18 protein-coding genes are annotated in these 22,674 nt (G+C 68.4%); 9 read left to right on the top strand and 9 right to left on the bottom strand.

Annotated features, from left to right (window positions below; genetic code table 11):
* Positions 1-112 precede the first annotated feature (112 nt).
* Positions 113-1,501 (bottom strand): neutral zinc metallopeptidase, encoded by a 1,389-nt coding sequence (locus ACSDQ9_RS06595; protein ID WP_435145194.1) that lies wholly within the window; start codon positions 1,499-1,501, stop codon positions 113-115.
* 66 nt (positions 1,502-1,567) lie between these two features.
* Here ACSDQ9_RS06595 and ACSDQ9_RS06590 point away from each other — a divergent pair, with 66 nt between their 5' ends.
* Positions 1,568-1,855 (top strand): YciI family protein, encoded by a 288-nt coding sequence (locus ACSDQ9_RS06590; RefSeq protein ID WP_435145191.1) that lies wholly within the window; start codon positions 1,568-1,570, stop codon positions 1,853-1,855.
* An 81-nt stretch (positions 1,856-1,936) separates the two neighbouring features.
* On the opposite strand, the gene ACSDQ9_RS06585 is transcribed toward ACSDQ9_RS06590, so the two are convergent.
* Positions 1,937-2,314, bottom strand: coding sequence for a DUF1707 SHOCT-like domain-containing protein (locus ACSDQ9_RS06585; RefSeq protein ID WP_435145189.1), 378 nt, complete (start codon positions 2,312-2,314; stop codon positions 1,937-1,939).
* Positions 2,315-2,389: 75 nt separating this feature from the next.
* Positions 2,390-4,522, bottom strand: a complete 2,133-nt coding sequence (locus tag ACSDQ9_RS06580; RefSeq protein ID WP_435145187.1) for a prolyl oligopeptidase family serine peptidase — start codon at positions 4,520-4,522, stop codon at positions 2,390-2,392.
* A 74-nt stretch (positions 4,523-4,596) separates the two neighbouring features.
* Here ACSDQ9_RS06580 and ACSDQ9_RS06575 point away from each other — a divergent pair, with 74 nt between their 5' ends.
* On the top strand, positions 4,597-5,733 hold the full coding sequence (locus tag ACSDQ9_RS06575; RefSeq protein ID WP_435145184.1) for a GNAT family N-acetyltransferase: 1,137 nt from the start codon (positions 4,597-4,599) through the stop codon (positions 5,731-5,733).
* A 111-nt stretch (positions 5,734-5,844) separates the two neighbouring features.
* Here ACSDQ9_RS06575 and ACSDQ9_RS06570 read toward each other — a convergent pair whose 3' ends face one another.
* From ACSDQ9_RS06570 to secY, 4 genes are all read right to left on the bottom strand, one after another.
* A complete protein-coding gene (locus ACSDQ9_RS06570; protein ID WP_435145181.1) occupies positions 5,845-6,729 on the bottom strand; it encodes a DUF559 domain-containing protein in 885 nt (294 codons plus the stop codon).
* A gap of 125 nt (positions 6,730-6,854) precedes the next feature.
* Positions 6,855-7,700 carry a type I methionyl aminopeptidase gene (map, locus tag ACSDQ9_RS06565; RefSeq protein ID WP_435145178.1) on the bottom strand — a complete coding sequence of 282 codons (846 nt, stop codon included), beginning with the start codon at positions 7,698-7,700 and terminating at the stop codon, positions 6,855-6,857.
* A gap of 3 nt (positions 7,701-7,703) precedes the next feature.
* Positions 7,704-8,279 (bottom strand): adenylate kinase, encoded by a 576-nt coding sequence (locus ACSDQ9_RS06560; protein ID WP_435145175.1) that lies wholly within the window; start codon positions 8,277-8,279, stop codon positions 7,704-7,706.
* Complete coding sequence (gene secY / locus ACSDQ9_RS06555; RefSeq protein ID WP_435145172.1) at positions 8,276-9,583, bottom strand: preprotein translocase subunit SecY; 1,308 nt, start codon at positions 9,581-9,583, stop codon at positions 8,276-8,278. The genes ACSDQ9_RS06560 and secY overlap by 4 nt, the downstream gene beginning before the upstream one ends.
* A gap of 348 nt (positions 9,584-9,931) precedes the next feature.
* Here secY and ACSDQ9_RS06550 point away from each other — a divergent pair, with 348 nt between their 5' ends.
* From ACSDQ9_RS06550 to ACSDQ9_RS06520, 7 genes are all read left to right on the top strand, one after another.
* Positions 9,932-11,803, top strand: coding sequence for an ABC transporter substrate-binding protein (locus tag ACSDQ9_RS06550; protein WP_435145171.1), 1,872 nt, complete (start codon positions 9,932-9,934; stop codon positions 11,801-11,803).
* Between the two features lie 302 nt (positions 11,804-12,105).
* Positions 12,106-13,626, top strand: a complete 1,521-nt coding sequence (locus tag ACSDQ9_RS06545) for an ABC transporter permease (protein WP_435145169.1) — start codon at positions 12,106-12,108, stop codon at positions 13,624-13,626.
* On the top strand, positions 13,623-14,798 hold the full coding sequence (locus tag ACSDQ9_RS06540; RefSeq protein WP_435145167.1) for an ABC transporter permease: 1,176 nt from the start codon (positions 13,623-13,625) through the stop codon (positions 14,796-14,798). Before ACSDQ9_RS06545 ends, ACSDQ9_RS06540 begins: the two co-directional genes overlap by 4 nt.
* Positions 14,795-16,699 carry an ABC transporter ATP-binding protein gene (locus tag ACSDQ9_RS06535; protein WP_435145164.1) on the top strand — a complete coding sequence of 635 codons (1,905 nt, stop codon included), beginning with the start codon at positions 14,795-14,797 and terminating at the stop codon, positions 16,697-16,699. Before ACSDQ9_RS06540 ends, ACSDQ9_RS06535 begins: the two co-directional genes overlap by 4 nt.
* 139 nt (positions 16,700-16,838) lie before the next feature.
* On the top strand, positions 16,839-18,437 hold the full coding sequence (locus tag ACSDQ9_RS06530; RefSeq protein ID WP_435145263.1) for a Re/Si-specific NAD(P)(+) transhydrogenase subunit alpha: 1,599 nt from the start codon (positions 16,839-16,841) through the stop codon (positions 18,435-18,437).
* Positions 18,434-19,858: a Re/Si-specific NAD(P)(+) transhydrogenase subunit beta gene (pntB, locus tag ACSDQ9_RS06525; protein WP_435145161.1), complete on the top strand. Its 1,425-nt coding sequence runs from the start codon at positions 18,434-18,436 to the stop codon at positions 19,856-19,858. Before ACSDQ9_RS06530 ends, pntB begins: the two co-directional genes overlap by 4 nt.
* A 59-nt stretch (positions 19,859-19,917) precedes the next feature.
* A complete protein-coding gene (locus ACSDQ9_RS06520) occupies positions 19,918-20,571 on the top strand; it encodes an HAD family hydrolase (RefSeq protein WP_435145158.1) in 654 nt (217 codons plus the stop codon).
* 95 nt (positions 20,572-20,666) lie between these two features.
* On the opposite strand, the gene ACSDQ9_RS06515 is transcribed toward ACSDQ9_RS06520, so the two are convergent.
* Together ACSDQ9_RS06515 and ACSDQ9_RS06510 are read right to left on the bottom strand one after the other, a co-directional pair.
* On the bottom strand, positions 20,667-21,602 hold the full coding sequence (locus ACSDQ9_RS06515; protein ID WP_435145156.1) for a carbohydrate ABC transporter permease: 936 nt from the start codon (positions 21,600-21,602) through the stop codon (positions 20,667-20,669).
* Positions 21,599-22,645 (bottom strand): carbohydrate ABC transporter permease, encoded by a 1,047-nt coding sequence (locus ACSDQ9_RS06510; RefSeq protein ID WP_435145153.1) that lies wholly within the window; start codon positions 22,643-22,645, stop codon positions 21,599-21,601. Before ACSDQ9_RS06510 ends, ACSDQ9_RS06515 begins: the two co-directional genes overlap by 4 nt.
* Between the last annotated feature and the right edge of the window lie 29 nt (positions 22,646-22,674).

Raw genomic sequence — 22,674 nt, 5'->3', positions numbered from 1 at the left:
GGTTCGTCATGCTGCCTCCGGGGCCGGTCGATGCCCCCATGATTCCATCCGCGTCAATCCCCCACCGGGAGCGTTCGCGGGCAGCTCGTCCGGGGTTGGCGCAGGCGTCAGGTCAGGCGACACTGGCCGATCCCACCAACCAGGTGTTGCAGCCCCCCACGCGGTCCATATAGAAGCCGCGGGTGCCCCAGTAGGTGTTCGAGCGGGCGTTGCCGTGCTTGGCGTCCTGCCCGCCGGCGAACCACTTCCTCATCACGTTGTAGTCGGTTCTCGTGAACCTGAAACTGGGGGTCACCAGCAGAATGCGGGACGATACGCAGGCCGTCTGCAGCTCGGTGCGCCGGGCGAGCTCGAGCGAGTCGATCCCCTCCTGCCGCAGCAGGTTTCGTCCCTCGAACAGGCCCGAGGAGTACTGCACGTGGTGGAAGAACTCGTGCGCCATGGTCTCGGCGACCCGCAGGTGCCACCACTGGTTGGACTCCTTCAGCAGCCCGTTGTGCACGAAGATCGTCGGTGTTCCGGCCGCGCAGTAGAACGACACCTCGTAGCCCTTCACGCTGCCGCAGGCGCTCTGGGTCGACCCGTTGTAGAAGACCACCTTCGGACGCGCATAGGCCCGGTTCTGGGCCGCGAACATCGGGCGCCACCGCTGGTACTCGCACTCGAGCAGCGCTCGGGCCAGCTTCTGGAACGCCGTGCCCGAGCCGATGCTCTTCGGCACCGCGGGGCAACTGGCGGCCGGAATCGGGAAGGCGTTGAACGGGTTCTGCTGGGTCTTCACCCACCCGGGGTGCGTGGAGTGGGGCTTCGGGAGCGCCTCCCACTTCACCCCCGGCGGCACGGGACTGCCCGAGGGAACCTTCGGCGGCGGGGGCACCTTGTTGGTGGGTGGCGGGGTGGTCGGAGCGGTCGTCGGGGGGCGAGTGGCCGTCGTCGGCGGCTGCGTCGGACGAGGCGTCGTGCGCGAGTAGGTCGCGGTCACCCGGGGGCGCGTCGTGGTCGTGCTGGACGAGAGCGAGGTCATGGCGGCCGAGCACCCGACCACCACGACGGCCATCACCATGGCGACGGCCAGACAGCCGACCACCACCTTCGATCCCCCGCCGCCCGAGGTGGGCGGGCGCTGACCCAGCGGTCGTCCGTACTGGGTGACCGTGCCCGAGACGTAGGGACGAGCCCCGGCCGGGTAGGGCTGCTGCTGGGGTGTGGGGAACTGCTGCGGTGACCCCCAGGGGGTCTGGCCCGGTGGCGGCCCCCACGTGCCGGGGCGGGGTGCCTGCTGGGCACCCCAGCCGGGCTGGCCGCCCCGGTTGCTGTGGCCGCCCCACTGTGTCTGGCCCCAGGTGTGGTGGCCAGCGGGTGCCGGGCGGCGCGGGCCCCCGAACTGCGGGCCTCCGGGAGGCGGCTGCTGGGCGTGTGGCTGCTGGGGCAGGGGTCGTCCGGGCTGTTGCTGTGCGGGACGCTGCCACGGGCCCCCGCTGTTCCACCCCTGCTGTCCCATGGGGTCAAGTCTCCCAAACGTGAGGGGCACCCGAGTCGGCCGGTCGGCGCCGGTAGCCTGAGCGACATGACCATGCAGATCGTCACCTACACCTACCTCAATGCCCCCGACGCGCTCGACGAGGTGCGACCCGAGCACCGGGCCTTCCTGCGCGGGCTCGTCGACCAGGGCTCGCTCGTCGCCAGCGGACCCTTCACCGACGATGCCGCGGCCGGGGCCCTGCTGCTGGTCAACGCTGCGTCGGCCGAGGACGCCACCGCCCTGTTGGCCGACGATCCGTTCCAGCGCGAGGGTCTCGTCGTCGACATTGCCATGCGCTCATGGGACCCCGTGATCGGGGTGTTCGCCGGCTGACGCCCGGACGAGCCCCCTCCCAAAGGAGGCGCTCAGAGGAGTCGCTCAGAGGAGGCGCGGGTCAGGCGATGAGGGCGACGCTCAGAAGATGATGACGGCCAGGATCGCGAGCACCAGCGCAAGCGCCGCGATGCCGCCGCCGACCATCACCGCCATGCCCGCGCGCAACGCCGGACGAGTGGGGGTCAACTCCCCCGGCCCCGGCCGGTTGCTGCCCTGCTCCACGATCGCGGGCGAAAGATAGGTGGCCTTGACCGGCAACTTCTCGACGACCGGGAGCAGTTCGCCCAGCGTGCTCGCCGAGAAGACCCGGTCGAGCAGCGGCTGGTACTCGTCGGTGTCGATCCGACCCTCCGAGTAGGCCTCGTTGAGGCGCCGCACCAGGTCGTCGCGCTCGGCATCGTCCACGGGCAGGTTCGCCTGGCTGCGGTACTTCGACGAGATCGGAAGGTTGCTCACCCCACCAGCTTACGGGGGCCCACCACGGGAGCCAGTTGAGCTCAGCCAGTCGACCCCGCCTCAGTCGACCCCCCGTCAGTCGACCCGGGCGGCGGGCGCCGCAGTGGACGGCCCGCTGCCGTCGGGTGCCTCGAGCCCCGCGAAGTGGGCGGCCCACGCCAGCACGTCGGCCCACTCGTCGGCCTGCAGTCCCAGCGGCTTGCCGGCACCGTGACCGGTGGCCACCTCGATGCGACTCACGATCGGCGCCGAGCCCGCCTGCGCGGCCTGCAACGCGGCCGTGAACTTGTGACTGTGCGCCGGCACCACGCGGTCGTCGTGGTCGCCGGTCACCACCAGGGTCGGCGGATAGCTGGTTCCCGCCCGCACGTTGTGCAGTGGCGAGTAGGCCAGGGCCACCTCGAAGTCCTCGGCCAGGTCGGGGTTGCCGTAGTCGCTGGTCCAGCCCTTGCCCACCGTGAAGGTGTGGAAGCGCAGCAGGTCGAGCACCCCCACCTGCGGAATGCTGGCCGCCCACAGGTCGGGCCGCTGCGTCAGGGTGGCGCCGACCAGCAGACCGCCGTTGGATCGTCCGTAGTTGACCAGCTGCGAGGGCGTGGTCACTCCGGTCTCGACCAGATGCTCGCCGATGGCGATGAAGTCGTCGAAGACCCGCTGCTTGTTCGCCTTGCGGCCCCCGTCGTACCAGGCCGTGCCGTATTCCGACCCGCCGCGCAGGTTGCAGATCACCAGCACTCCCCCGGCGCGCAGCCACCCCTCCCAACCCGGACGGTGGTCGGCCAGGATCGGGATGTGGAAGCCGCCGTAGCCGTACTGCAGCGTGGGGCGCGGCTGGTCGAAGCCGAGGTCGGCGCGACTGATCAGGAAGTAGGGCACCTGGGTGCCGTCGGCGCTGGTGGCGCGACGGCGCTGCGTGGTGACCTCGATCGGCGCGAGGCCGTCGGCGGCCCCCGGCAGCACCCTCACCTCGCCGGTGGCGGCGTCGAGGCGGTGGCTCGTCCGCGGTGAGGTGACCGACGACAGGCCCAGGAAGACCTCGTCGGACTCGCGATCGGCGCTGATCGCGATCAACTGCCCGCCGGTGACGTCGACGACGCCCTGGTCGCCCTCTGCCCCCTGGTCGCGGCTGGTCAGCGAGTGGCGACGGATCACCGGCTGCGCATCCTCGAGGGTGTGGACGAGCAGGTGCCCCCGCGTCAGGGCGACGTCCTCGATGGGCCACTCCCCCTCGGGAATCACCACGGACGCCTCACCCGCGCCGAGCGGGAGGCGATCGACCCTGCCCATCGGGGCATCCTCGCTGGTGAGCACGAGCAGAGAGCCACCGTCGAGCCCGATGGGCTGGCGATAGGCGTCGCGGTTGCCGAACATCGGGACGAACGGGCCCACCTCGTGGCCGGTCACCTCGGCGGTGGTCAGGTCGCTCAACCGCTCGGTACCCATCGTCGCCACGATGACCAGCAGGTGCCGGTCGGTCGGGCCCGCGTCGGGCTCCGAGTGCAGGCCGAACCAGGCGTGCAGGTCGGGATCGCCCGTGCGCCACAGCTCGAGGTCGTCGGACCCGTCAAGCAGGTGGCGCTTGAGCACTCCCTCGCCCATCGCCTTGGTCTCGGTTCCCGAGGCATCGCCCGAATCGGGGTGGTCGATCCACAGGTAGCCCGAGGAATCGGGCAGCCACACGGGGTACGCGAACTTGCCGGTGACATCGAGCCCCTCGACAGGCTGCCAGGCCTCGAGCTCGAACAGCTTGACGGTGGCCCAGTCGGAACCGGCCTCGCTGACGGTGTGGGCGACCAGTCGGCCGTCGGGGCTGACCGAGATCGACCCGAGCGAGGTGGTGCCGTCGACCGACCAGGTGCTCGGGTCGAACAGCACCCGCGCCGAGCCGTCGAGCACCTCGTCCAACGAACGGCTGGCGATCACGGCGTCCTGCGGCTGCGAGCCGTCGTTGACGCTGCGCAGGTACCACCCCGACTGCCGGTCGGGAGTGCCGCGGCGCTCGCGCACCACGATCGAGCGCAGCAACTGGCGGAAGCCCTCCCGCTCGGGAATGCATGCGAACACCTCCTCGCACCAGGAACGTTGGGCCTGCACCCACTCCTGGGTGGCCGGGGAGTCCGGATCCTCCAACCAGCGGTAGGGGTCGGCGATCTCGTGACCGTGCAGGGTCTCGATGACATCGGTGGCGGCTGTCTGCGGTTGAGGCATGACCCCACCCTACGGACACCCACCGACAAGAAAATCGCGTGCGTGCGCGCAGCCGCGCCAGCACACTGGTGGGCATGCCCGACATGCCTGCCCCGCAGCCCTTCCACGTCGCTCTGGTCGACATCGCCGAACCCGAGCTCGGCTGCCTCGACGCCCTCCTGCGGGGTGCGGTCGAGATGGACAACCGTGCCTGGCGCGTGGTCTTCGGCCACTCCGACTTCGACTCGACCCCCGAGTCGTACCACCAGTCGCTGCGTCATCAGGACAATGCGAAGAAGCGCCTGCTGGTCGCCCTCACCGGCCCCCGCTTCGCGAGCGGCGAGGAGTCGGGGCTGCCCATCGTCCGCCCCACCGACGACCCCGGCGACGCGCGGGTGATCGGCACCTGCCTGCTGGTCCAGAGCAAGCACGACAACCAGCACGTCTTCGACGGGTTCGAGATCACGGTCGACCTAGATCACCGCCGCCAGGGCGTCGCCACGGCCATGATGGAGGCCGTGCACCAGGTGGCGCGCGACTGGGGCATCTCCACGCTGATCAGCTGGGGCACCCATGCCAACGGGGCGGGCGATCCTGACGCCCTGCATCCGAAGGAGGGCGAGTTCTCGATCAGTCGCGACGCGGCCGCCCGGTTCGCGCTCAAGCAGGGGTTCCATCTCGCCCAGTGCGAGCGGCACTCGGTGCAGACCGTGCGCGAGTCCCCCGTGCAGGTGCCGGCGGCTCCCGAGGGCTATGAGGTGCTGCAGTGGACCAACGAGACCCCCGACGACCTGCTGGCCGCGAAGGCACTGCTCAACGTGGCGATGAGTTCCGACGTTCCCAAGGGTGAGCTCGAGTTCGAGGACGAGGTGTGGACCGCGGAGCGCGTGGCTTCGCAGGAGAAGGACACCTACGAGGACTGGCTGGGGCTCACCACCGCGGCGCGGCACGTGGAGTCGGGCGAGTTGGCGGGTTACACCAACATTCGCCGCCGCCCGTCGATCGAGCAGGTCGCCTGGCAGGAGGTGACCATCGTGCTGAAGTCGCACCGTGGTCACGGGCTGGGCGAGCTCATGAAGGCCGCCAACCTCGACTACCTTCGCCGGGAATGGCCGACCACCGAGCGCGTGCACACGTGGAACGCCGGCGAGAATCGCTGGATGCTCGCCATCAACGACCGCCTTGGATACAAGGTGGCCACGGTCGGCGGGGCCTGGCAGAAGAAGATCTGACGCGGGAGGGCGGGCTCACCTGCTGGTGTGAGTTGCGACGAACGCTGCTGTCGATTGCTCTGTGGGCCGATTCTGGCTCGCTGGGGTGATCGAGCGCAGCGTTCGTCGCAGTCAGCTCCGCGCCACACCGGACGAACCCCCGCGCCGCTTCAGCAGCCGGGTCACCTGGGGCACCAGGTCGTCCAGCGTTCCCCAGGTGAACCGCAGCAGGGTCCACCCCTCGAGAGCGAGCGCGTTCTGCTTCACGCGGTCGACCACGAACGCCTGTCGCGACTGGTGATGCGTCCAGCTGTCGAGTTCCACCGCGATCCGGGCACCCCGGAAGGCGACGTCGATGACGTAGCGCTCCTGCCCGTGCCAGATGGCATGGTTGGCGATCCAGCCCGTGATGCCCGCCGCGTGCAGCCGGCGGTGCCCTTCGCGTTCCATGGCCGACCAGGGCTCGTCCCGCGACTCCTCGAGCAGGCGACGCTTGGCGAGCCGCCCCGGGCGTCCCGGCTCCGCGGCGAGGGCCCGCCTCAGTTCGTCAAGCGTGGCCCGGGAGCCGCGGAGGCACTCGTCCAACGCCTCACCCCCGAGCGACTCGGTCAGGTCCAGAGCCGTCAACGCCGGATGCGTGAGCCTGATCCCCGAGGGCAGCCGGCGTCCGTCGGACAGGCGTCGACGGGTCACCACCCACGCGTCCGGGACGACCCGCCGGCTCGTCGTCAACCAGTCGGCGCGGGCCGCGACGCCGGTGGCACTCACCTGCGGCGACAGCAGCCCCGGCCACCACGAGAGACCGGCGGCGGTCTCATGGGTGAAGACCGCGCGGGGTGACCTCGCCAGCACCGCACCGACCCGATGGTGCACCGTCTCGGGCTCGTTCGCCCGGCGGTACACCCCGGGCAGCACCCGCACCAGGTCTCCGGTTGTGGCAGCGCGAAAGATCCGGTCCCGGTGCTCGGGGTGCCGGGCCACGACCACGAGGCCCCACGGGTCGAACAACTCATCCATGTCGCCATCATGCGACGAACGCTGCTGTCGATGGCCAAATACAGCGATTCCCGGCCAAAAGTGCGATCGAGTGCAGCGTTCGTCGCACCATCGCCCTGCAGCAGGCCCGCGGACGAGCCCCAGCCTCAGTCGGCCAGCGGCCCGAAGGGAATCCCGCGCTTGGTGAGTTCGGCCTCGCCGCCGTCCTCGAGGGTCAGCACCCACACGCCGCCCGCCGTCGGGGCCACCGTGTTCTCCCAGTGCGACGCCCACGACGAGTCGCAGGTGACGATCGTCCAGTCGTCGTCGAGCTCGGTCCAGTCGCCGCCGCCGAGCGTGACCATCGGCTCGATGCAGATGGCATGCCCCTCGGCCAGCACGGGGCCGCGGCCGGCTCGTCCGTGGTTGGGAACGTCGGGGTACATGTGCATCTGTGACCCGATGCCGTGGCCGGTGATGTCGCGCAGAATGCCGTAGTCGCGCGGGTGCGACGAGGTCGAGGCCTCGACCGCGGCCGAGACGTCACCGATCCTGGCGCCCACCCGGGTGGCACCGATGCCGGCCCACATGGCCTCCTCGGTCACCCGCGACAGTTCGGCGACCTCGGGGGCCACCTCGCCGATCAGGAAGGTGCGCGCCGCATCGCCGTGCCAGCCCTCGATGATCGCCCCGAAGTCACACGAGACGATGTCGCCGTCGGTGAGCACCCGCTCACCAGGGATGCCGTGCACGACCTCCTCGTTGACCGAGATGCAGGCCACTCCCGGGAACGGCTGAATGCCCCAGTCGGCCCCGTAACCGAGAAAGTTCGAGCGCGCGCCGCGCGCGGCCAGGATCTCGCGGGCGATCGCGTCGAGCGAGCCCGTGGTCACGCCCGCCTTCGCCTCGACGGCCAGGGTGCGCAGCACCTCGTCGACGACCAGCCCGGCCCGCCGCATCAGCTTCAGCTGCTCGGGGGTCTTGCGTTCGAAGACGGGGCGCCGGAAGACCATGGCTCAGGCGCCGGCCAGCTCGTCGAGCACGCGGAAGATGCGCGCCGAGACCTCGTCGACGCTGCCCATGCCGTCGATCTCCTCGAGCAGCCCGCGCTCGCGGTAGACCGCCAGCAACGGCTCGGTCTGCTCGGTGTAGACCTGCATGCGCGTGCGGATGGTCTCCTCGTTGTCGTCGGAGCGTCCGTCGGTCTGCGCCCGGTCGAGCAGACGCGAGATCAACTCCTCGGGGTCGACCACGAGCGAGATCACGGCGTCGAGCAGGTCGTCACCCTCGGCCAGCATGCCGTCGAGCGCCTCGACCTGCGAGAGCTTGCGCGGGTAGCCATCGAGTAGCCAGCCCTTGGCGACGTCGTCGGCCTTGAGGCGGTTGGCGACGATGGCGTCGGTGATCTCGTCCGAGACCAGCTCGCCGGAGTCCATGATCTGCTTGACCTTCAGCCCGAGCTCCGAACCCGAGGCCATCTCGCCGCGGAAGATCGCGCCGGTCGAGATCGCGGGCACGCCCACGTGCTCGGCGATGCGGGTGGCCTGGGTGCCCTTGCCGGCGCCGGGGGCGCCCACGATCAGCAGTCTCACTTGAGGAATCCTTCGTAGTTGTGCTGTTGCAGCTTGCTCTCGATCTGCTTCACCGTGTCGAGGGCGACGCCGACGATGATCAGAATGCTGGTGCCGCCGAACGGCATCGACTGGGTGGCCTTCATCAGCACGAAAGCCAGCGTCGGGATCAGCGAGATGACCGCCAGGTACAGCGATCCGGGGGCGGTCAGTCGCGACAGGACGAACGCCAGGTAGTCCTCGGTCGGCTTGCCCGCGCGGATGCCGGGGATGAAGCCGCCGTACTTCTTCATGTTGTCGGAGATCTCGACGGGGTTGAACGTGATCGAGACGTAGAAGTAGCAGAACGCGATGATCAGCACGAAGAAGATCAGGTTGTAGAGCCAGTGGTCACCGCGGACGAAGTTGGCCGCGATCCACTGCGACTCGGGTCGCTCGGGGCGGAAGGTCGAGTACAGCACCGGCAGGTACAGCACCGACGAGGCGAAGATCACCGGGATGACGCCCGACTGGTTGACCTTGAGCGGGATGTAGGTCGAGGTGCCACCGACCAGCCGTCGTCCGACCATGCGCTTGGCGTACTGCACGGGAATGCGTCGCTGCGACTGCTCCACGAAGATGACCGCCAGCATGACGATCAGCGCGACGGCGATGACGGCGGCGAACATCAGCCAGCCCTGGGCGCCCGGGCGCAGGTTCTTGACGCCCCAGATCGAGGTCGGGAAGGCGGCGGCGATCTGAGTGAAGATCATCACCGACATGCCGTTGCCGATGCCGCGCTCGGTGATCAGCTCGCCCATCCACATGATCAGGCCGGTGCCGGCGGTCATGGTCAGCACCATCACCACCACGGGGAAGATGCCCTGGTCGTAGACGATGCCGTCACAACCCGGCAGCAGCTGACCCGAGACGGCCATGGTGACGAACGCGGTCGCGTTGAGCACGGCCAGCACCAGCGTCAGGTAGCGCGTGTACTGGGTGATGGTCTGCTGACCCGATGCGCCCTCCTTCTTCAGGGCCTCGAGCCGCGGCACCACCACGGTGAGCAGCTGCAGGATGATCGACGCCGTGATGTAGGGCATGATCCCGAGCGCGAAGACGGCCAGGCGCAGCAGCGCGCCACCCGAGAACAGGTTGATCAGCGAGTACAGGCCAGCCTGGGCGCCGGTCTCGGCCAACTGGCGGCACTCGTCGATGCGCGTCATGTTGACGTTCGGCACCGGCACCACCGAACCGAGTCGGAAGATGGCCAGGATGAACAGGCTGAACAGGATCCTCTTGCGAAGATCCGCCGTCCTGAACGCGTTGACGAAGGCGGAAAGCATCCGGGCCCACTCCACTCGTTGGGGTCTGCTGGTCTAGATCGTGTGACTGCTCCGCGCGGGATCGGGCACCAGACCGGATGACCTGGGCGCGCGACGATTCCGCGCATGGAGCAACGCCTTGGCAGCATACCTTCACCCCGGCCATTCCCCACATCGCCACCGCCCAGCCCCTCGCCGTGACCGGCCATTCACCTTCTGTTGCAACTGGGTAACGATCCCTCGTCCGAGGCGGCCCGGGGGTGCCGTTCGACCGCTTTGGCTACTAGCTTCACTGTCACCAACAACGACCTTGGACGACTGCCCTGCCTGCGCACGGCGCCGATCCACGGCCTCACCCTTGGAGGAACCTTGAGCAAGAAGCTCATCGGAGCCGCCGCCCTGCTGTGTGCCGCTGCGCTCACGGCAAGCGCCTGCTCCGCCCCGGAACGGAAGACGAACGACCCGAGCACGGGCGCGTCGGCCACGTCCAGCACCACTGCTTCGGGCAGCACCGGCACCGGCGGCGAGGCCACCGGCGCGCTGACCGTGCTGTGGAACCAGTACTTCTACTCGCTGAACTCGTCGACCGGCTTCGGCAACAACGTGACCAACTCGCTGATCACCTACTCGACCGGCTCGGCCGCTTGGTACTACGACAAGGACCTCGCCAAGGTGAAGGACGACTCGTTCGCCACCTACGAGAAGACCAGCGACTCCCCCCTCACGGTCAAGGAGACCCTGAAGGACACCGCCACCTGGTCGGACGGCGTCCCGGTTCAGGCCTGTGACCTGATCCTCGCCTACGGCGCGAACTCCACCCTCTTCAACACCTCCGAGGGCGAGTCGAACCCCGACACCGGCAAGGTCGACCAGAAGGGCGGCGTCTACTTCGACGCTTCGTCCGAGGCCTGGAAGCTCGTGAAGGACTTCCCCGAGATCGGTGATGACGGCAAGTCGGTCACCTACAAGTACTCGTCGGTCTACGGCGACTGGGAGTACGCGCTGTTCTCGAACGCCGCCGGCATCCCCGCCCACATCATCGGCAAGAAGGCCCTCGGCGCTGCCGACGACCAGGCCGGCTGTGACGCGGTCACCAAGGCGTTCCAGGACAAGGACAAGACCGCCCTGGCCAAGATCGCCGACATGTGGAACACCGCCTACAACTTCACGGCGATGCCCACCGACAAGGACCTGCTGGTCACCAACGGCCCCTACGTGATCAAGGACATGAAGGACAAGCAGTCCCTCACCATGACCGCGAACCCGGAGTACAAGGGCAACCGCAAGCCGAAGATCAAGGACATCACCGTCGTCTACAACGAGGATCCGACCGCTTCGGCGCAGGCCCTCAAGAACGGTGAGGTCGCTGTCATCGAGCCGCAGGCGACCGCCGACCTGCTGAAGTCGCTGCAGGGCAACGACAAGATCGAGGTGCTGCAGGGTGAGACCGCCACCTACGAGCACGTCGACCTGCAGATGAAGAACGGTGGCCCCTTCGACCCGGCCAAGTACGGCGGCGACGCCGAGAAGGCCAAGAAGGTTCGCCAGGCGTTCCTGCTGACCATCCCGCGTCAGCAGATCGTCGACACCCTGATCAAGCCGCTGAACCCCGAGGCCACCACGCGTGACTCGTTCAACGTGACCCCCGGCACCGAGGCCTACGACGCCACCGTCGCCGGCAACGGGCTCGCCGCGGCCTACGGCAAGGTCGACATCGAGAAGGCCAAGTCGCTGCTGACCGAGGCCGGTGCCTCGAACGTCAAGGTTCGCCTGATGTACGCCAAGTCGAACCCCCGCCGTCAGCAGGAGTACGCCCTGATCGCCGCTTCGGCGAAGCAGGCCGGCATCGAGGTCATCAACGCTGGTGACGACGACTGGTCGAACAAGCTCGACCAGCCCAACACCTACGATGCCTCGCTCTTCGCCTGGGCCTCGAACAACGACGCCGTCACCGGAGCTGCCGCCAACTTCGTCCCCAAGGGTCAGAACAACTACGGCAACTATGACAACGCGTCGGTCGGCACGATGTACGCCGAGATGAACAAGATGACCGACAAGGCGAAGCAGGACGAGCTGAACATCAAGATCGAGAAGCAGCTCGTGGACGACGCCTTCGGCACCGTCCTCTTCCAGCACCCCGGCATCGATGCGTACGACAAGACCAAGGTCAAGAACGTGTCGCAGATGGCCTTCGTTCCCTACTACTTCTGGAACATCTGGGAGTGGGAGCTGGTCGGCTGATTGAGCTGGGCCTGACCCACCTCTGACATGCCACGGCAGCGGGGCGCTCCCCTGGGGCGCCCCGCTGTCATGTTCCTGAAACACTTCCCTGCCACAGTGCAGTTGACCCCACCACCCGCGGACGAGGGCCCGTCACCCGCCGCGAGCCGACCCGGACCCCCGGGTGGCACTCGCGACTCGGCTTGACGGATACGCCTGCCATGGTGTGGGGTCGCTCACACGCCCTGTCCATCTGGTGGGCATGCCTCAGGCTGCCCGGTGGATGACCTCGGGGCGTCCGCGACACAAAGGACCGCTCACCGATGATTCGATTCCTCGCTCGACGCCTGCTGACGGCGCTCGGGCTGCTGTTGGTCTTGTCAGTGATGATGTACGGGCTGCTCAGCATCGCCATGGATCCCCTGGACGACCTGCGCATCTCGACCGCACTGAACAAGCAGGACCTCATCAACGGCCGCATTCGCGCCCTGCACCTGGACTGGCCCTGGTACCGGCGCTACGCGAGCTGGCTGTACAACGTCGTCCAGGGCGACTTCGGCATGGCCTGGCGCACCCAGCAGCACGTGAAGGACATCCTTCCCGGAGCCGTGAAGACGTCGGTGCAGCTGGTCTTCGCCGCCACCGTGCTCGCGCTGCTGATCGGCGTCACCATCGGCGTGATCTCGGCACTGCGCCAGTACACCAGCTTTGACTACGCGATCACGTTCGTCTCGTTCGTGCTCTACTCGCTGCCCGTCTTCTGGGTGGCCGTGCTGCTGAAGCAGTTCCTGGCCATCGGACTGAACGACTACCTCGCGAAACCTCACATCATGTGGCCACTGGCGATCGGGCTGTCCGTGCTGTCCGGCCTGTTCTGGGCCGGCGTGCTGGGCGGCAACACGCGCCGCAAGCTGATCACCTTCGCGATCGGCTTCGCCGCCGCCCTCGCCGCGCTACTGCTGATCATGGGCACCAACTGGATCAACGAGCCCCAGCTCGGCCCCCTCGGCATCGCCATCATCGGCCTGGCCGCGGCCTTCGGGTTCACCGCCCTGTTCGCCGGCATGCACAACCGTCGCGCCCTCTACTCGGCCCTGACGACGGCTGTCGTCGGTGTGGTCACCTACCTGGGCCTGCGCCAGTTCTTCGACCAGTTCGAGATCAACGACGGCATCCTCTGGGTGCTGCTGCTGATCGCCCTGGTCATCGGTGCCGCGATCGGCTTCCTGTGGGGTGGCCCCGACCGCGGTGTCTCGGTGCGCGGCGGCATGCTGGTCGCCCTGATCATGTCGGTCGCCGTCTGGATCGACCAGCTGATGTGGAACTACCCGGTGTACTTCAGCAAGCTCGGCGGTCGTCCGATCCCGACGATGAACACCAGCACCCCCAACCTCACCGGTGACTACTGGATCATGTCGATCGACAAGATCACCCACCTGGTGCTGCCCACCATCGCCCTGGTGATGATCTCGTTCGCCGGCTACGTGCGCTACGAGCGCGGCGCCATGCTCGAGGTGCTCGGTCAGGACTACATTCGCACCGCCCGGTCGAAGGGCCTTCCCGAGCGCGTCGTCATCGTGCGCCACGCCCTGCGCAACGCGCTGATGCCGCTGGCCTCGATCGTGCCGCCCGACTTCATCGCCATGATCGGTGGCGCGGTGATCACCGAGACCATCTTCGGCTGGCGCGGCATGGGTCGCATGTTCATCGACGGCCTGCGCGGCTCCGAGGCCGATCCCGTGATGATCTACGTGATGATCACCGGTGGCCTGGCGATGGTCGCGAACCTGCTGGCCGACCTGCTCTACGCCCTTCTCGACCCACGAATCCGGGTGAACGCATGACGAACAATCCCAACCTCGACGACCTCGAGAACGAGCGCGCCCAAGGCGGGCTCAGCGCCGGCACGGTGTCCGAGACCGAATCCTTCGACGAGGCCCACGGCCGCGGCGAGGGTGTCGGCGAGTCCCAGGAGGTCGCCGGCCTCTCGCAGGGCACCATCGTGTTCCGCCGGTTCATCCGGCACGCTGGCGCCCTGTTCGGCATGATCACCATCGCCCTGATCGCGCTGCTCAGCCTGATCACCATGGGCATCGGGCCGATCCCCGGCCTGTGGTGGGAACAGGACCCGCAGAACCCGCACACGCCGCAGAACGGCGGCGCCCCCACCCTGCACCTGCCCCGTTGGCTGGGCGGCGAGGGGTTCATGATCGGGCAGTACCCGTTCGGTCAGGACACCATCGGCCGCGACAACTTCGCCAACGTCATGCTGGGCATCCAGACCTCGCTGATCGTCATGGTCGTGCTGAGCGTCGTGGTGCTGATCGTGGGCACCACCATCGGTGCACTGGCCGGCTACTACCGCGGCTGGGTCGACAACGTGCTGATGCGCCTCACCGACCTGGTGATCACCCTGCCGGTCATCGTGCTGGGCGCCGTGCTGGGCCGCCTGATCACCGTGCTGCCCACCAAGTGGGGCTGGTCCGACCAGACCAAGGGCATGCTCGACCGGTGGATGCCCGTCGAGCTGGCCATCGCCCTGGGCCTGATCCTGTGGACCGGCCTGGCGCGACTCGTCCGCTCGGAGTTCCTGAGCCTGCGTGAACGCGAGTTCGTCGACTCGGCCCGCGTGGCCGGGGCGAGCGACTTCCGCATCATCACCAAGCACATCCTGCCCAACACCATGGGCGTCATCATCGTGAACGTCTCGCTGCTGATGGCCGCCTCGGTGGTGCTCGAGACCGCGCTGTCGTTCCTGGGCTTCGGCATCAGCTACCCGTCGGTCTCGCTCGGCCAGCTGATCAGCCAGAACCAGACCGCGTTCGACACCCGCCCGTGGCTGTTCTGGTGGCCCGGTGTGTTCATCGTGCTGGTGGCGCTGAGTGTCAACTTCATCGGTGACGGTCTGCGCGACGCGTTCGACCCGCGGACGAAGAAGGTGCCCAGCCAGCGGCAGATGGACAAGGCCGCCGCCAAGGCAGCCTCCGCACAGACCTCGAAGGAGGCGTCGAAGTGAACGACGACGTGAAGCACGGTGGAGCGATCGCCGACGACACCGCGACCGAGGAGCCCCGCCACGCCAAGGACGAGTTCTCGTCAGACGACTCGGCGCACGGCGAGCACGACCGCGGCACCGCGGCGTCGAGCAAGCGCTCGCGCGGCGACCGGTCGGCCGCCGCCCCGGTGAAGAAGGGCGACGTCATTCTCGACGTCAACAACCTGAGCGTGAACTTCTGGGTGAACGGCGACTGGTTCGCCGCCGCCAAGGGGCTCAACTACCAGCTGAAGGCCGGCGAGGTGCTGGCGATCGTGGGCGAGTCCGGTTCTGGCAAGACTCAGTCGTCGATGTCGCTGTTGGGTCTGCTCCCCCGCAACGGACGAGCCTCGGGCTCGGCGAAGCTGCGGGGCACCGAGCTGATCGGCATCACCCCCGAGAAGCTGCGCCGCATCCGCGGCCGCGAGATCGCGGTGATCTTCCAGGAGCCGATGACGGCGCTCAACCCGCTGTACACCGTGGGCTTCCAGATCGCGGAGACCCTGCGGGCGCACTTCGTGATGAGCCCGGCCCAGGCCAAGGAGCGGGCGCTGGAACTGATGCGCCTGGTCGAGATCCCCGAGCCGGAGCGTCGCTACGACAACTTCCCGCACCAGCTCTCGGGTGGTCAGCGTCAGCGCATCATGATCGCCCAGGCGCTGTCGTGCGAGCCGAAGCTGCTGGTCGCCGACGAGCCCACCACCGCCCTCGACGTGACGGTGCAGGCCGAGATCCTGAAGCTGATGCGCGACCTGCGCGAGCGGGTCGACGCCGGCATCATCCTGATCACCCACGACATGGGTGTGGTCGCCGACATGGCCGACAACATCATCGTGATGAAGGATGGCGCCGTCGTCGAGCACGGCTCGTCGAAGCAGATCTTCAGCGATCCGCAGCACCCCTACACCCGGCAGCTGCTGGCGTCGGTGCCGCACCTGGGCTCGATCAACGAAGAGGCGATCGAGGCCCACGAGGCGTCCGAGCTGACCACGCGCACCTTGGTGAAGGTGGGTGACAACTCCATCCCGCTGACCGAGGGTCCGGCCGACGTGACCCCCGCCCTGCTGATGGAGGACGTGGCGATCGAATACCCGAAGCAGGGGCGTCAGCCCGCCTTCCGGGCCGCGCACCACATCAACCTGCGCGTCGACCCGGGTGAGGTCGTCGGTCTGGTGGGCGAGTCGGGCTCCGGCAAGACCACCATCGGACGAGCCGCCGTCGCCCTGCTGCCGGCCGTCGAGGGCAAGCTCACCGTGGCCGGTCGCGACATCACCAAGGCCACCAACAAGGAGTTGTCGCCCTTCCGCAAGGAGGTCGGCATCGTCTTCCAAGACCCGGGTTCCTCGCTGAACCCGCGTCTGCCCGTGGGTGAGTCCATCGGCGAGCCGATGCTGCTGCACGAGGGGCTGAAGGGCCAGGCGCTGTCGAAGCGCGTGGAAGCACTGCTCGACAGCGTGCAGCTGCCCCGCGCCATGCGCAACCGCTACCCGCACGAGCTGTCGGGTGGCCAGCGCCAGCGCATCGGCATCGCCCGTGCGCTCGCGCTGCAGCCGAAGCTGCTGATCGCGGACGAGCCGACCTCGGCCCTCGACGTGTCGGTGCAGGCCACCGTGCTGAAGCTGTTCCAGGACCTGCAGGCGCAGTACGGCTTCGCCTGCCTGTTCATCAGCCACGACCTCGCCGTGGTCGAGATGCTCTCCAAGCGCATCGCCGTGATGCGCCACGGGCATCTCGTTGAGGTGGGGCCGACGGCCGAGATCGTCCGTCGTCCGCAGCACGAGTACACCCAGCGCCTGCTGGCCGCGGTGCCCGTGCCCGACCCCGACGAGCAGCGCAAGCGGCGCGAGCTGCGCGACCAGATTCTGGCCGACCGGGTCAGCTGACCACCGTCAGCTGCACGGCCTGCTGAGATCGTTCAGCACAACGGGCCGTCTCCCCACCTGGGGAGGCGGCCCGTTCGTCACCCCCCTCCCCCGCCGCCGATCCCCTCCCCACTAGGGTCGGGGGGTGAGGAGGCAGTCCATGCTGATCGGCATTCCGCGCGAGGTGCGACCCGCGCAGACCCGGGTGTCCGCGACCCCCACCACCACCACGGCCCTGCAGAAGCTCGGCCACGAGGTCGTCGTCGAACGGGGTGCTGGCAGCAGCGCGGCCTTCCCCGATGCCGCCTACGAGGCCGCGGGTGCCCGGCTGGCCGATGCCGCCACCGTCTGGGCCGCCGACGTGGTCTTCTCGGTCGACCCGCCCACCGCCGAGCAGGTGACCATGCTGCGGCCGGGAGCGGTGCTGGTGTCGTCGCTGGATCCGGCCGGACGACCCGACCTCGTCCGGGCCCTGGCCGAGCGGGGCGTGACGGCGATGTCGCTCGACGCGGTGCCGCGCATCTCGCGCGCCCAGTCGCTGGACGTGCTCTCGTCGATGGCGAACCTGGCGGGTTACCGGGCGGTCATCGAGGCGGCCGAGCAGTTCGGCGGCGTGTTCACGGGTCAGGTGACCGCGGCGGGCAAGGTGCCGCCCGCGAATGTCTTCGTGGTCGGGGCAGGCGTGGCCGGGCTGGCGGCGATCGGCACGGCCGGCTCGCTGGGGGCGCGGGTGCGGGCCTTCGACGTGCGCCCCGAGGTGGCCGAGCAGATCGAGTCGATGGGCGCGGACTTCGTCCTGGTCGATGCGGTCGACTCCGAGGTCTCGGCCGACGGGTACGCCCGGGAGATGAGCGCCGACCAGGCGGCCGTGGCAGCCCGCATGTACGCCGCCGAGTCGGCGCGAGCCGACATCGTGATCACCACCGCGCAGGTGCGCGGGAAGGCGGCCCCGGTGCTGCTCACCGACGAGATGCTGGCGGCGATGCGACCGGGCAGCGTGGTGGTCGACCTGGCGGCCTCGACGGGGGGCAACACCTCGCGCACCCGCGCCGACGAGGTGGTCGTCACCGACAACCAGGTGACCATCGTCGGCATCACCGACCTCGCGGCCAGGCTGCCGCGGCAGGCCTCCGAGCTGGTCGGCACCAACCTCGTCAACCTGATGAAACTGCTCACCCCCGCCAAGGACGGCGCTCTCGTCGTCGACCTGGACGACCCCGTGCTGCGGTCGATGACCGTCTGCCACGCGGACGAGGTGCTGTGGCCGCCGCCACCGGTGCAGGTGTCGGCCGCCCCCAGCGTGCCCTCCAGCCCAGCGGTGGCCGCGTCCCCACCTCTCGACCCGGCCGAGGTGGTGAGCCGCCGACGGCGGCGCACGCTCTACGGCGCTGGGCTGCTGCTGGTGGTGTTCGCGCTGGTCGGCTCGTTCTCGCCGGTGGGGCTGCTCGGCCACTGGATGGTGCTGATGCTGGCCGTCGTCTGCGGGTTCTACGTGATCTCGAACGTCTCCCACGCGCTGCACACCCCGCTGATGGCCGAGACCAATGCCATCTCGGGCATCATCATGGTCGGCGCCCTGCTGCAGGTGGGGTCGTCGACCTGGGCCGTGACGATCGTGGCCATGGCGGCCATCCTGCTGGCCTCGATCAACGTCGCTGGCGGGTTCATCGTCACCCGCAAGATGCTGAACATGTTCCGCGCGGGGCACGCCTCGAGTCCGGTGGTCGAGCCACGTGCGGCCAAGGAGGTCGCGAAGTGACCTCGCAGTCGCTGGTGCAGACGGCGTTCATCATTGCCGCGCTGCTGTTCATCCTGGCCTTGGCGGGGCTGAGTCGCCACGAGACGGCCAAGCTGGGCAACCTCGCCGGCATGACCGGCATGACCCTGGCCGGGGTGGCCACGGTCGCGTTCGCGCTGACCCACTCCGAGCGTGGGTGGGTGCTCACGTTCGTGCTGCTGGCGGTGCCCATGCTGGTCGGGTCGGCCATCGGGTTGTGGCTGGCCCTGCGGGTGCAGATGACCGGCATGCCGCAGCTGATCGCGCTGCTGCACTCGTTCGTGGGTCTGGCGGCCGTGCTGGTCGGCTTCGGCTCGTTCCTGGACGCACCGGCGGCTGGTGCGGGCGCGTCCGGTGGGGGCGGCACCGACCTCGCGCACCTCATCGAGGTCGGCGTGGGCGTGCTGATCGGCGCCTACACCTTCACCGGCTCGATCGTCGCCTTCGGGAAACTCTCGGGGCGGCTGTCGGGCCGTCCGCTGATGCTGCCCGCGCGCACCTGGTTGAACCTCGCTGCGTTCGTGCTGGCCATCGCCGCCATCGCCTGGCTGGCCGTGGCCCCTCACGGGCTCGGGCTCGTCCCACTCGTGTTGGTGACCCTGCTGGGGTTCGCGCTCGGCTGGCACATGGTGGCCTCCATCGGCGGGGGCGACATGCCCGTGGTGGTCTCGATGCTCAACTCCTGGTCGGGGTGGGCGGCCGCCGCGGCCGGATTCATGCTCGGCAACGACCTGCTGATCGTCACGGGAGCGCTGGTGGGGTCATCCGGTGCGATCCTCAGCTACCTGATGTGCAAGGCGATGAACCGCTCGTTCGTGTCGGTCATCCTGGGTGGGTTCGGTGAGGGTGCCCCCGTGGCGGCGGACGACCGCGACTACGGCGAGCATCGGGAGGTGTCGGCCGCCGACGTGGCCGCCCTGCTGCGGGACGCCGAGTCGGTGGTGATCACCCCCGGGTACGGCATGGCGGTGGCGCAGGCGCAGTACCCCGTGGCGGAGCTCACCCGGCAACTGCAGGCGCGCGGGGTGAGGGTGCGTTTCGGCATCCATCCCGTGGCCGGGCGACTGCCCGGGCACATGAACGTGCTGCTCGCCGAGGCGAAGGTGCCCTACGACATCGTGCTCGAGATGGACGAGATCAATGACGACCTGCCCGAGACCGACGTGGTGCTGGTGATCGGCGCCAACGACACGGTCAACCCGGCGGCGTTGGACGAGCCGGACTCCCCCATCGCCGGCATGCCGGTGCTGGAGGTGTGGAAGGCCGAGACCGTGGTGGTGTTCAAACGCTCGATGAACGCCGGATACGCCGGGGTGCAGAACCCGCTGTTCTTCCGCGAGAACACGGTGATGTTGTTCGGCGACGCCAAAGACCGGGTGACCGACATCACGGCGGCACTCTGACTGCCGCCGGGGCTCGGCCTGCCCCCAGGGTCGGCGAGGGCACTCGATAGGCTCCGGACGTGCCGACCTTCTACGTTGACCTCGACAACACCCTCGCCGACCGCAACGCGGCCTTCCGTGGCTGGGCGGTGGACTACCTCGCCGAGCGCGGCGCCGACCCGGGGCTGATCGACGCCATGGTGGCCGCCGACCGCGAGGGCCTGGGCCGCAAGCAGGACACGATTGACGACATCACCGCCCTGCTCGATCTGGACGAGGCCACCTCGGCCGGTGTGCTGGCCGCCTTCCGGGCCGGGATCGTCGAACGGCTGGGGCTGGTCGAGGGCGCCGAGCGCGCGCTGCGCCGCCTCCGCGATGCCGGGTGGCCCATCGTGATCGTCTCGAACGGCACGGCCCAGCAGCAGACCGCCAAGATCGAGCGTCTGGGCCTCGCACCGTTGGTCGACGCCTGGGTGATCAGTGGGGCCGAGGGCGTCGAGAAGCCCGACCCCGCCCTCTTCCGGATCGCCGCGGAGCGGGTCGGTCGTCCGTTGTCGTCGGACGACTGGATGGTGGGCGACTCGGCCGAGTCCGACGTGGCGGGTGCCCGCGCCGCCGGCATCGGGCAGATCTGGTTCGGGCGCGGTCGCTCCTGGACCTCCACGGTGGAGCCGCCCACCGCGATCGCGCGCGACTGGGACGAGGTCGTCGCCACCGTGCTGGGCGCTTCCTGAGCGGTGTGACGCGCGCTTTCGATGGGGGACGACAACGGGGGCCGCACTCGTGATGAGTGCGGCCCCCGTTGTCGTCCGGAGGGTGGATCCCCCGATCAGGTCTTCGAACCCGAGAGCGCGATGCCCTCGACGATCTGACGCTGAGCGAAGATGAACACGATCAGCAGGGGCAGCGCCGACAGGGTCGCCGCAGCCATGATGCCGGTCCAGTTCGACGAGTAGGCACCCTTGAACTGGTTGACCACCAGCGGCAGGGTGAACTTGTCGGAATCGTTCAGGAAGATCAACGGGTAGAAGAAGTTGTTCCACTGCCCCAGGAACGTGAAGATGCCGAGCGCCACCATGGGCGACTTCAACAGCGGCAGGATCATCTGGGTGAAGATGCGGAACCGGGACGCCCCGTCGATCTGGGCCGCCTCCTCCAACTCCACGGGGATGCCACGCACGTACTGACGCAGCAGGAACACCCCGAAGGCGTTGAACAGGATGGGCGGGATGATCAGCGGCAGGTGCGTGTTCACCCACTTGAGCTCACCCATGATGATGAACAGCGGGATGATGGTCAGCTGGGCCGGCACCATCATGGTGGCCAGGAACAGCATGAACCAGAAGCCCCGGCCGAAGAAGCGGATGCGGGCGAACGCATACGCGGCCATGGCGCTGGTGAGCAGCGTGCCCACCGTGACCAGCGAGGCGATGTAGAAGCTGTTCCAGAACGCCAGCGGGAAGCCGGAGTTCCACCACTGCCCACCGGCCGAGGCCTGCTCGAAGGCGGCGGAGTAATTGTCCCACTTCCAGTTCCACGGCATGCCCTTGGGCAGCAGCTTCGGCGGCTGCTCGAAGATCTCGTCGAGCGGCTTGACCGACGAGAACAGCATCCACAGGAAGGGCAGCGCCATGAAGACGCTGGCGACGGCCATGATGATCTGGATGATCCAGAGGGCGGGGTTCTTCCAGGCTCGGCTGAGTCGACGGGCCTGGACGGGCCGGTCGCTGGGAGTCTGGGTTCGGGTCTCGACTGCGGTACTCATTCTGTGTAGAACACCCACTTCTTCTGAGCGATCAGCTGCAGGCCGGTGAGGATCAGCAGCGAGATGAACAAGAGCAGCGCCAACGCGGCACCGACGCCGAAGTTGAACTCACGGAAGGCCACCTGCACGATCTCGTACACGATCGTGCGGCCGTAGGCCGGGGCGGTCGTGTCGAAGAACACGTAGATGTAGTCGAACACCTGGAACGAGCCGATGATCGAGGTGATCGACAGGAACAGGATGGTCGGCGAGATCAGCGGCAGGGTGATGCGGAACATCTTCTGCAGCTCCGAGGCGCCGTCGATCGAGGCCGCCTCGTACATCGACGCCGGCACGTTCTCGAGACCGGCCATGAACATGACCACCTGGTAACCCAGGCCCTGCCAGACCGACACCAGCACGACGGCCGGAATCACGAAGGTCGGGTCGTTCAGCCAGTCGGGCGGTGCCGACCAGCCGATCTTGCGCAGGCCGGCGGTCAGGGGCGAGATCTCGGGGTTCAGCAGCCACAGCCACACCACCGAGACCGCCACGGTGGCGGTCACCTGCGGGGCGAAGAAGGCCGTGCGGTAGACGTTCTTCATCGGGCCCGTGCGCTGCAGCAGCAGGCCGAAGATGAACGCCGAGATCATCAGGGTGGGCACCTGCAGGGCCGTGAACCACAGGGTGTTCAGGGCCGACTTGCGGTACTGCTCGTTCTGGAAGACGGTCACGAAGTTGTCGAGGCCGACCCACGTGCGGTTGCCGAACCCGTCCCACTTCATGAAGGCCAGGACGATGGCGAACACCAGCGGGCCGATCATGAAGGCCAACAGGCCCACCAGTTGCGGCGCCATGAAGGCGTAGCCATGAATGTTGTCGCGCATGCGGCGCTTGCGCAGCGCCCTGCGGTGGGTCTCGTCGGCCGACTGCTCCACGCGTTGCTGCAGGTCAGAACCTGAGCCGCCGGGCTTCGTGATCGTCGCGACGGTCTCGGTCACCGCGTCCGCGGCCGCGGGCTGCACACCCTCGACCTCGCCGTTCGGTTGGGGACGTTCCGTCATCGCAACGCACCTCCTTCTGTTGTGTCAGG

The sequence above is a fragment of the Aestuariimicrobium soli genome (assembly GCF_051192575.1).
Taxonomy (GTDB): domain Bacteria; phylum Actinomycetota; class Actinomycetes; order Propionibacteriales; family Propionibacteriaceae; genus Aestuariimicrobium; species Aestuariimicrobium soli.
This window is presented reverse-complemented; position numbering and strand designations above follow the sequence as displayed.